The organism is Haloferax profundi, assembly GCF_001469865.1.
Lineage (GTDB): Archaea > Halobacteriota > Halobacteria > Halobacteriales > Haloferacaceae > Haloferax > Haloferax profundi.
This window is the reverse complement of record NZ_LOPV01000415.1, coordinates 1-338: the sequence shown is the minus strand read 5'-3', so window position 1 is coordinate 338 and position 338 is coordinate 1. Positions and strand designations below refer to the sequence as shown.

1 protein-coding gene is annotated in these 338 nt (G+C 62.1%); it reads right to left on the bottom strand.

Going from position 1 to position 338, the window contains the following annotated elements; translation table 11 throughout:
* A partial coding sequence (locus AUR66_RS14150; RefSeq protein ID WP_231727905.1) for an ABC transporter substrate-binding protein occupies positions 1–338 on the bottom strand: 338 nt, incomplete at both ends.

The following is a 338-nucleotide window of genomic DNA, read 5'->3' as shown; positions in this document are numbered from 1 at the left end:
CGGTCCTGCGTTCTCGGCGACCTGCTGGCGGTTGACGACGTGGGCGACGGCTTGCCGGACCTTTCGCTTCCCGAAGTCGGGGTCGTCGTGGTTGAACACGATACCGTACCCCCACTTCGCGGAGATGGCGACTTCTTCGACGGAGTCGGGGAAGTTGGCGACAATCTTCGGCGGCGCGAAGAGACTCGTGACGAAGTCGAGTTCGCGACCCATCAGGCCCTGTTGGAGTGCCGTGTTGTCTCCCCGCGAGAGAAGCGAGATACCCGCGAAGTTGATGTTGTCAGCGCCGTAGTACTCGGGGTTCCTCGTGAGCTCCCACGACTGCTTCGACTTCGACT